The following is a 9,199-nucleotide window of genomic DNA, read 5'->3' as shown; positions in this document are numbered from 1 at the left end:
GCTAGGCCGAGGCGGCCCGGGGCCGCGGCCCACGCCCGTGGAATGCCGCTGGAGGGCAGGCCGAACGAGAAGACCAGGACCCGCCGGCCCCCGCCGAGCGGGACCATGGCCGGTTTGCACGCCTCGTCCGCGTCGCGCCCGGCTCCCACCGCTCTCAGCCCGGCCGCGAACAACGCGTCGAGGGTCTCGACGAGCCCTCGGTGGCCGGAATCCAGCAGGTGGTTGTTCGCCAGCACGCACACATCGGGCCGGGCGGCGGCCAGGCAGGGAAGGTTGTCCGGACTCATCCGATAATGAACCGCCTTTCCGGCGGCGAAGTCATCGCACCGGGTGATGTTGTTTTCCAGGTTCACTACCCGAACATCGGGCTGGACCTCATCCAGCACGGGCAGTGCGTCACCCCAGGGCCAGGCGAAGTCGACCGGGCGAGGAATCGGGCCGTTCGCTGCTTCAGCCAGCTCGACATAGGCGCGGGCATCCCGGATATATCCCTCGGAAAGTCTCGGGTTGCCTGGATGCGGCAGAATCTGGTCGACGCCGCGGCCTAGCATCACATCGCCGCAGAGGAACAGCGTCACTGTGCCGTCGTGCACGGTTCCAGCCTAGGCCACCGGCCGGATTCCTCCGGTTCGCCGAGTTGACGCCCCTCAGGGCAGGGCGGAACCTGTAGGCCGCGAGCGGAACCCCCGAGGGGGTGGCCTCATGCACGGAGTAAGGACCAACGCCTTCACCGAGGCTCATAGGAGTCGAAATGAAATAACTTGCGCGTTTCGAACCCTCCACAGGCCTGTGACCTGCGATGATGCTCTCGATCACGTATTTGTTACTTCATTACGTCCCCAGAGCCGAGTACGTGCCGAGATCGGGGCTGATCCAGGACGGATCCGGTAACCGGGTCTTTGTGCTGGGACGATCCTTCGTGAAGGTCACCTTCCACAACGCCGCCGCACACAACCTCGAAGGTCAACCCACCGCTCCGAGGAACCTCTTCCCTCTCGGCCGGACAACGAATGTCGTCCACGTGAAGCGGGGCGGCGACTTCGAGGGTGTGGTGACCTACTACCTCGGGCTGTGTGGGCACAGGCCAGCACCGCCCGCGCATCCGACCGTGAGCAGCGTGGGCCGCGACGTCATCCTGAGCATCCCAACGCGGTAGCGGTAACACGCCACAGCGCCCTGTCCCGTTGCGCGATCGACGCTTTGGTGTTGGTGGCGTCGATGAACGCGAGGTAGGAGGTCCGTCTGCCTCGACGCTCCCCACGATCGACGCCATATTGCGGGTGGTACCCGATTCTGATCAGGGGGCCAGGCGGGCCGGTGGATGAACGTCCAGGACAAATCAGATACAAAATGGACAACACCGGCCCGCCGGGCCATCGAGATTAAAATATCCCGGGAGCCCAGGCTAGCAGTTGACGAACTCCGGTTGCTGGTTGAGGACCTGGCTCTCCGGGGAGATGAAGCGGCGGTACTGCTCGCCGCCCGTGGCCTGGGGGCGGAAAGCGGCCAGCCGATGGCAGTTCTGGAAGGCTAGCGCCACGCCGAAGTGCCGTTCCAGGGCCGCGCGTATCGAGGTGCTGGCCATCGCCCGCAACAGCTGTCCCTGCTCGGCGTCGTCCGCGGGCGGGGTCTGGTTGTCGGCGAAGTCGCGGGCTGCGGTGGGCAGCTCGCCGGCGAGCCGCTCGACCAGTCCGTAGGCGTAGGGCAGGGAAGTGCGGATACAGGCGAGGAAGTCGGCCTCGTCGACGTGACCTTGTTCGGCCTGCTCCAACAGGTCGGGCGACACCGTCAGGGACATGGATACCTCCTGGGCTGGTGGCAGCGACAACGATCACCACTGTCTTGGATACAACAACCGTTGTCAATACCGACAGTGATACTCCGTGTGCAGATCGATTGCGCCGCGGCGGCGCACCCCGACACCCCGCCGGATCTGCCGTGCGATGCGGCGCGTCCCGCCTCCGTACACCCGGTGCACGCCCGGTGCGCGCCCCCGGTGGACGGCGCAGGGCGTCCGACCCGGCAAAGCATCTGGTCGATCATGCAGGCGGATGGGCGGATGGGCGGATGGGCGGATGGGCGGCGGGGAGGCCCGCCCCGCGTAATCGCCGACCGCTCGAACTCGAACTTGTAACGGTTTCCATTAGCCGCTACCTTTGCGAAAATGAATCCCGGTACTGCTAGCAGGTCCGGTCGGGTGACAAGCAGGGAGATCGTGGTGGATGGTGCACGGCTGGTCACGGTGCGGCGCTGGCGGGTGCGGCCCGGGCGGATGCCGCGCGGCCTGGGGGTAGTGGCCGCCGGCGTGGCGATGGTCGTGGCCGCGTGTGGGACGTCCTCGTCGGAGGACACCGGGACCGGCGCCACCGGCAGCGGGAAGATCGCTGTGGTGGCGGCCGAGAACTTCTGGGGCAGCATCGCCGCCCAGCTGGGGGGCGATCGGGTGGCGGTCACCAGCATCATCGACAATCCCGACGCCGACCCGCACGACTATGAGCCGACCCCCGCCGACGGCCGGGCGATCGCCGGTGCGCGGCTGTTCATCGACAACGGCGTCGGCTACGACCCGTGGGCGGGCAAGCTGGCGGCGGCCAACCCGGCGGCCGGGCGGGTGACGCTGACCGTCGGCGACCTGGTCGGCGCGAAGGACGGCGACAACCCGCATCGCTGGTACAACCCGGATGACGTCGCGAAGGTGATCGACCAGGTCACCGCCGACTACAAGAAGATCGACCCCGCTGGCGCGGGCTACTTCGATCAGCAGCGGGCATCCTTCACCGCCACGACCCTCAAGCCGTACACCGATCTCATCGCAACGATCAAGAAGAAGTACGCCGGGACGCCGGTCGGGGCCTCGGAGAGCATCTTCGAGATGCTGTCCCCGGCGCTCGGGCTGAACCTGCTGACCCCGCCGGCCTTCCTGCGCGCGATCTCGGAGGGCACCGACCCGACTGCCGCGGACAAGAGCACCATCGACAGTCAGATCAAGACCGGGGAGATCAAAGTCTACGTCTACAACAGCCAGAACGCCACCCCGGACGTGCAACGGCAGGTTGAGGAGGCGAAGGCGGCCCACATCCCGGTGACCACCATCACCGAGACGCTCGTCCCGGCCGGAGCATCGTTCCAGGAGTGGCAGGTCGCCCAGTTGGAAGCCCTGCGCGGGTCGCTGGCGCAGGCAACCGGCAAGTAAGTGGCAACCGGCACGTAAGCGGAAGGTAACGAGGATGGCGGCGGTGGCGTACCCTCGATCCGGCGGCTCGAGCGCCGAGGTTGACGAGGCGGTGGCGCCGGCCGGCAGCGACCGGCCGGCCGCATCGGCGGTGATGTTCGAGGGTGCGGCGGTTCGTCTCGGCAGGCGGATGGTATGGAGCGGGGTGAGCGTCGAGGCCGGCGCGGGGGAGTTCGTCGCGATCCTCGGTCCCAACGGCGTCGGTAAGTCCACCCTGCTCAAGGCGGCCCTTGGCCTGCTGCCGCTGGCCGCGGGGCGGGTGGTGGTGCTGGGCCGGCATCCCGGGCGGGCCCGCGCCGAGGTCGGCTATCTGCCGCAGCGACGGAGCTTCGACCCGTCGGTACGGATCCGGGGGCTTGACATCGTCCGCCTCGGTCTCGACGGCCACCGGTGGGGTCTGCCGCTGCCCGGCGGAGATCGCGCCCGGACAGCGCGGCGGCGCGTCGCCGAACTCGTCGAGCAGGTCGGCGCCACCGGCTACGCCCACCAGCCGATCGGCCGGCTGTCCGGTGGGGAGCAGCAGCGGCTTCTGATCGCCCAGGCGCTCGCCCGCCGGCCCCGGCTGTTGCTCCTCGACGAACCGTTGGACAGCCTGGACCCGCCCAACGCCGCCGCGGTCGCGGCCCTCATCCGCACTATCTGCCAGACGGCGGGGGTGACCGTGCTGATGGTCGCCCACGACGTCAACCCGATCCTGCCCAGCCTCGACCGGGTCATCTACCTCGCCGCCGGCGGTGCGGTCTCGGGCTCTCCCGCCGAGGTCATCACCAGTGCGACGTTAAGCCGGCTCTACCAGGCCCCCATCGAGGTGCTGACCACCTCCGACGGGCGCCTCGTCGTCGTCGGCCAGCCCGAGCCGCCCGCTGTACACACCGACCGTCATAACGGGACCGGCCATCTGTGATCACTGCGGCGGTGGTCGCGACCGACGCGGGCCTGTCGTGGAACCTGGTCCGCGACGTCCGGCAGATGTTCGCCTACCCGTTCATGGTGAACGCGTTCCGGGCCGGAACCATCGTCGCGCTGACCGCCGGGGCAACTGGATGGTTCATGGTCCTACGCCGCCAGGCCTTCGCCGGCCACACCCTCGCCGTGGCCGGTTTCCCGGGCGCGGCCGGGGCGATCTGGCTCGGCCTGGGCGCGACCTACGGCTACTTCGCCTTCTGTCTCACCGCGGCGCTGATCATTGCTGCTGTCCCCGGGCTGGGTGGGGCAGCCGGGCGGGCCGCGGAGTCGGCCATCATCGGTACCGTCCAGGCGTTCGCGCTGGCCTGCGGATTCCTGTTCGTCAGCCTGTACAAGGAATTCTTCGGCGGGGTCAACACGCTGCTGTTCGGCAGCTTCCTGGGAATCACCGACGACATGGTCCTCACGCTGACCGCCGTCGCCGTGGCGGTCCTGGCAGTGCTGGCGCTCATCGGGCGGCCGCTGCTGTTCGCCTCGCTCGATCCAGCTGTGGCCGCCGCCGCCGGAGCGCCGGTGCGGGGTCTGTCGGTGGTTTTCCTGATCCTGCTCGGGAGCACCGCCGCGGAGGTCAGCCAGATCACCGGAACCCTCCTCGTCTTCACCCTGCTGGTCATCCCGGCCGCGACCGCACAGGTCCTCACCACCCGACCGGCCCTCAGCCTCACGCTCACCGTGCTGCTAGGCCTGCTGGTCACCTGGGCCGGGCTGACCGTGGCCTACTACTCGCCCTATCCGTTCGGCTTTTTCATCACCAGCTTCTCCTTCGGCCTGTACCTCCTCGCCCGTCTCGCCGTCGGCGCGCGCGACCTGCTCGGCCGGGCCGCCCGCGTCCCCCGGACGACCGGAGCAGCAGCATGACCGCAGCCACGGCGGACACCGGACTGACCGCGATGTTCGAGCACCCGTTCATGCAGCATGCGTTCATCGCCGGAACGGGGATTGCTATGGCGGCCGGACTCGTCGGCTACTTCCTCGTCCTGCGCGCCCAGGTCTTCACCGCCGACGCGTTGTCCCATGTGGCGTTCACCGGCGCACTCGCCGCCCTGGCCACCGGGATCGATGCCCGCGTCGGCCTGTTCGCCGCCACCGTCACCGTCGGGTGCGCCCTCGGCGCGCTCGGCCCCCGCGGCCACGCCGACGACGTCGTCATCGGCAGCGTGTTCGCCTGGGTCCTCGGCCTCGGGGTGCTCTTCCTTACCCTTTACACCACCCACCGCAACACCGGCAACGGCACCGCCGGCGTCACCGTCCTGTTCGGCTCGATCTTCGGCCTGGACGCCTCCCACGCCTGGGAGGCTGCCATACTCGCCGTCCTCCTCTGCCTCGCCACCATCGCGATCGGGCGCCCCCTGCTGTTCGCCAGCCTGGACGGCGCGGTCGCGGCCGCCCGAGGTGTCCCCGTCCGCCTCCTCGGCGTCGGTTTCCTCGGCCTTGTCGGGGCGACCGCCGCCGAGGCCACCCAGGCCGTCGGTGCCCTGCTGCTCCTCGGCCTGTTCGCCGCACCCGCCGGCACCGCCCACCGGCTCACCGCCCGCCCTTACCATGGAATGATGATCTCCACCGCGGTCGCGGTCGCGGTGACCTGGGCCGGACTGACCACCAGCTACCTCGCCCCGCGGATCCCCCCGAGCTTCGCCATCCTTGCCCTCGCCACCGCCACCTACACCGTCACGCTGACCGTTACCCGGCTGGTCGCGGACTCGGGCTTGGCGCGGGCGGTGCGGCACCCGTCCGCGGACGCGCCTCGTTCGGCCTGATCGAACCCACCGGCGCCACCGGTGGCCACCGGCGCGGTCGCGCGCGGTCCGGGGAAGCGCCAGGTCAGAGCCCGAGCAGCCGGCCGCAGATCGACTCGACCGCGGCCGGCAGGCCCGGGTTGTGCCGCAGGTGCGGGGTGCGGGCCGTGTCGTTGGCGACGGAGACCGCGGCGTGCACCCGGATCCGGGCGGCGGTGGGATCGAGCTCGGGGTGCACGAGCCGGAGCAGGTGAACCCATTCGGTGAGGTAGTCGTGCTGGGCCCGGCGGGCGACGTGGCGTTCGTCCTCCGGCAGATGCTCGACCTCGGTGATCAGTAGCCCGATCAGGTCGTGGTGGGCCTGGGTGAACCGGAGGTAGGAGCCGAGCAGCCGGCGCAGGGCGTCGGCGGCGTCGTTCGAAGCCCGATAGATCGCGCTGACGTCCATCAACAGGGCGGCCGTGCTGCGCTGGAACGCGGTGCGCAGCATGTCCAGCTTGCTCGGGAAGTGGTGGTAGACGCTGGGGCCGGTGATGCCGACGGCGTTGCCGATGTCCTCGATGCCGACGCCGGCGTAGCCGTGGGTGGCGAACATCCGCACCGCCTGGGTGAGCAGCGCCTCGCGGCGGGAGGCCGGCCGCAGCGGCAGTCCGGCCGGTGGTGGTCCGGCTGGTCGCGGCGGCGATGCGGTGCGGGTGCCGGGCAGCGGGGTGTCCAGCACGAGGTCGGTGAGCTCGGCGAGCAGGTCGTCGTAGGCGGGCCGGGGCAGGTCCAGGTGGTGGAAGGACGGGCTTATCAGCACGGCCAGCATCGCCCAGGTGAGCAGGTCCGCGGTGGGGGGGTCGAGCTCGGGGCGGGCGGCGCGCACCCGGTCGGTGAGGCGGCGTCCGATCTCGCGGACCTCGGCGCGCAGCAGAGCATGGTCGTCAGGGGTCAGATGGCGGGCTTCGCGCTGCCAGAGCACGCCGATGTGGCGTTCGTCGAGGCAGCGGGCGGCGAGCCGGGCCGACGCCGTGGCGCGGTCGGTGCGGCCGGCACGGTCCGCGAGATCGAGATCATCGAGCAGGCGCCGCAGCGGGGCCAGGCCTGCAGAGATGACCTCGCGGAGCAGGTCCTGTTTACCGGAGAAGTGCCGGTACAGCGCGGACGGGCCGACCGCCACGGCCTCGGCGAGATCGGTCATGCCGATCTGGTCGTAGCCGCGGCGGGCGAACAGGTCCGAGGCGGCGCCGAGGATCATCGCTCGCCGGTTACGCGGGCGGGTGCCGCGCGGCGGCGCAAGCGTGCGGTCCGGCAGGACAACCCCCTCGGTACGACCCCCTCGGTCTCCGAGGTGCGAATCAGCCTACCTTCTCGTAGAGGGCGACCACGGCGGCGCCGCCGAGGCCGATGTTATGCTGCAGCGCCACGGTCACGTCCTCGACCTGGCGCTTGTCGGCCTCGCCGCGCAACTGCCACACCAGCTCCGCGCACTGCGCCAACCCGGTCGCGCCCAGCGGGTGCCCCTTGGACAGCAGCCCACCCGACGGATTGGTCACCACCCGGCCGCCGTAGGTGTTGTCGCCGTCGACGATGAACTTCTCCGCCGTGCCCTCCGGGGTCAGCCCCAGCGCCTCGTAGGACATCAGCTCATTGCTGGTGAAGCAGTCGTGCAGCTCCACCACGCGCACGTCGAGCGGGTCCACCCCGGCCACCTCGTACACCTGCCGCGCGGCGGCCGCGGTCATGTCGTAACCGACCAGGCGCATCAGGTCCCCGTCGAACGAGGACGGGGTATCCGTGGTCATCGCCTGCGCGATGATCGCCACATCGGCGCGCAGCCCGTGGGCGCGCGCGAAATCCTCGGAAACGACCACCGCGGCGGCCGCGCCACAGGTGGGCGGGCAGCACTGCAACCGGGTCAGCCAACCGAGGATCCGCGGCGAGGCAAGAACCTCCGCCACGGTCACCGGATCAGTGAACACCGCATACGGGTTGTTGGCCGCGTGCCGGCGCGACTTCACCGAGATCCGCGCGAATACCGCCGGGTCCATCCCGTACTTCTCGCAGTAGGCCGCGCCCGCACCGGCGAAGTACCGCGGTGCGAACGGCACCCCCTCGACCTCGCCCTGCACCTTGGTGACCACTTCGTCGAACCGCCCGAAGGCGTTGGGCCGGTCGTCCCACTGCATCGTCAGCGCGCCGCGCCGCATCTGCTCGAACCCGAACGCCAGCACGCAGTCCGCCGCCCCGGAAGCCACCGCCTGCCGCGCCAGGAACAGCGCCGACGACCCACTCGAGCAGCTGTTGTTCACGTTCACCACCGGCGCCCCGGTCATCCCCACCCGGTACAGCGCCTTCTGCCCGCTCGTCGAGTCGCCGTACACATAGCCGGCGTACGCCTGCTGGACCGCAGCCAGGTCGATCCCAGCATCGGCCAACGCCGCCCTGACCGCCCCCTCGGCCAGCACGTCGTAGCTGTCGCTCCTGCTCGGCGTCGCGAACGGCACCATGCCGACGCCCGCCACCATCACCCGACCGCTCATCATCGCTCCATGGGCTAGCTGTTGTTCACTTAACACCGTGAGCACCACAGTAGCGCACGTCAAGGGGAGAGGTGTAGCGTAAGCGTGCTTGCGAGGATTCACAAGGTGGAGCGACGCGGGTGTGTCACAGCCTGCGGTCGGGCGACGTCCACACCGGTCAGTGGTTGAGCGCCCACAGGCCGACCAGGTTCGCGAAGGTGAAGACCACCGTGATGACGACGGCGAGGATGAGCCGCCTGCGGCGCTCGCGGCGGCGCCAGGTGGCCCGCGCCCGCCGGTAGGCGTCGGGCGACACGGGCACGCCGTCGGCGAGAGCGTCCAGGGCGTCGCGCAGCCGTCGTTCGGTGTCGTTGAGCGGCCCGGTGTGATACGTCATGTCTGGGACTCCATCGCGCGGGACAGCGCCGCCATTCCCCGGGCCGCATGGGGATTTCACTGCGCCGCAGGAAATCCCCATGACCGCGGCTATCTCGGATTCCTTCAGGCCGAGCCAGTGCCGCAGTACCAGGGCCTCCCGCTGGCGCGGCGAAAGCCGCTGTAACGCGACGACTACAGCTCGCTGTTCGTGTCGCAGCAGCGATTGCGTCTCCGCCGATTCTACCTGGCCTGATGGCCATTCCAGATGTTTTCGGACGACCTGGAGATGGCGTAGTTGCATTCGGGTGAGATTGCAGACTATGCTACGTAGATACGGCAGGGTGGCGGTCGAGTCCCGCAGTTTTCGGGGTCTTCGAAGTTAA

General features: G+C 69.6%; 10 protein-coding genes and 1 pseudogene. 5 read left to right on the top strand and 6 right to left on the bottom strand.

The window, feature by feature from the left end:
* On the bottom strand, positions 1 to 593 hold a 593-nt coding region (locus AC08OU_RS19040; RefSeq protein WP_476605446.1), incomplete at its 3' end, for a CapA family protein.
* Between the two features lie 206 nt (positions 594 to 799).
* Between AC08OU_RS19040 and AC08OU_RS19035 the strand changes: the two genes are divergently transcribed.
* The gene (locus AC08OU_RS19035) at positions 800 to 1,156 is read left to right on the top strand and encodes an AMIN-like domain-containing (lipo)protein (protein WP_476601463.1); all 357 of its coding nucleotides are present in this window, start codon (positions 800 to 802) and stop codon (positions 1,154 to 1,156) included.
* A gap of 249 nt (positions 1,157 to 1,405) precedes the next feature.
* On the opposite strand, the gene AC08OU_RS19030 is transcribed toward AC08OU_RS19035, so the two are convergent.
* The gene (locus AC08OU_RS19030; protein ID WP_462189038.1) at positions 1,406 to 1,798 is read right to left on the bottom strand and encodes an SCO5389 family protein; all 393 of its coding nucleotides are present in this window, start codon (positions 1,796 to 1,798) and stop codon (positions 1,406 to 1,408) included.
* Between the two features lie 399 nt (positions 1,799 to 2,197).
* Here AC08OU_RS19030 and AC08OU_RS19025 point away from each other — a divergent pair, with 399 nt between their 5' ends.
* From AC08OU_RS19025 to AC08OU_RS19010, 4 genes are read left to right on the top strand one after another with little or no spacing between them, the layout of a single operon-like run.
* On the top strand, positions 2,198 to 3,193 hold the full coding sequence (locus AC08OU_RS19025) for a metal ABC transporter solute-binding protein, Zn/Mn family (protein WP_476601462.1): 996 nt from the start codon (positions 2,198 to 2,200) through the stop codon (positions 3,191 to 3,193).
* A 34-nt stretch (positions 3,194 to 3,227) separates the two neighbouring features.
* The gene (locus AC08OU_RS19020) at positions 3,228 to 4,136 is read left to right on the top strand and encodes a metal ABC transporter ATP-binding protein (RefSeq protein WP_476601461.1); all 909 of its coding nucleotides are present in this window, start codon (positions 3,228 to 3,230) and stop codon (positions 4,134 to 4,136) included.
* Positions 4,133 to 5,056, top strand: a complete 924-nt coding sequence (locus AC08OU_RS19015) for a metal ABC transporter permease (protein ID WP_476601460.1) — start codon at positions 4,133 to 4,135, stop codon at positions 5,054 to 5,056. The genes AC08OU_RS19020 and AC08OU_RS19015 overlap by 4 nt, the downstream gene beginning before the upstream one ends.
* Positions 5,053 to 5,955, top strand: coding sequence for a metal ABC transporter permease (locus AC08OU_RS19010; RefSeq protein WP_476601459.1), 903 nt, complete (start codon positions 5,053 to 5,055; stop codon positions 5,953 to 5,955). The genes AC08OU_RS19015 and AC08OU_RS19010 overlap by 4 nt, the downstream gene beginning before the upstream one ends.
* 64 nt (positions 5,956 to 6,019) lie before the next feature.
* Here the strand turns inward: AC08OU_RS19010 and AC08OU_RS19005 are convergent, their stop codons facing one another.
* The 4 genes and pseudogenes from AC08OU_RS19005 to AC08OU_RS18990 form a co-directional block, all read right to left on the bottom strand.
* The gene (locus AC08OU_RS19005; protein WP_476601458.1) at positions 6,020 to 7,174 is read right to left on the bottom strand and encodes a TetR/AcrR family transcriptional regulator; all 1,155 of its coding nucleotides are present in this window, start codon (positions 7,172 to 7,174) and stop codon (positions 6,020 to 6,022) included.
* A gap of 100 nt (positions 7,175 to 7,274) precedes the next feature.
* On the bottom strand, positions 7,275 to 8,459 hold the full coding sequence (locus tag AC08OU_RS19000) for a lipid-transfer protein (protein WP_476605445.1): 1,185 nt from the start codon (positions 8,457 to 8,459) through the stop codon (positions 7,275 to 7,277).
* 157 nt (positions 8,460 to 8,616) lie between these two features.
* Complete coding sequence (locus tag AC08OU_RS18995) at positions 8,617 to 8,835, bottom strand: hypothetical protein (protein WP_476601465.1); 219 nt, start codon at positions 8,833 to 8,835, stop codon at positions 8,617 to 8,619.
* A gap of 105 nt (positions 8,836 to 8,940) precedes the next feature.
* Positions 8,941 to 9,117: pseudogene (locus tag AC08OU_RS18990) on the bottom strand (SigE family RNA polymerase sigma factor); the annotation flags it as partial.
* Positions 9,118 to 9,199: the final 82 nt, after the last annotated feature.

The sequence above is a fragment of the Frankia sp. CcMO1 genome (assembly GCF_977945845.1).
Note: the sequence above shows the minus strand (reverse complement) of the source record. Positions and strands in the feature narration are given on the sequence as shown.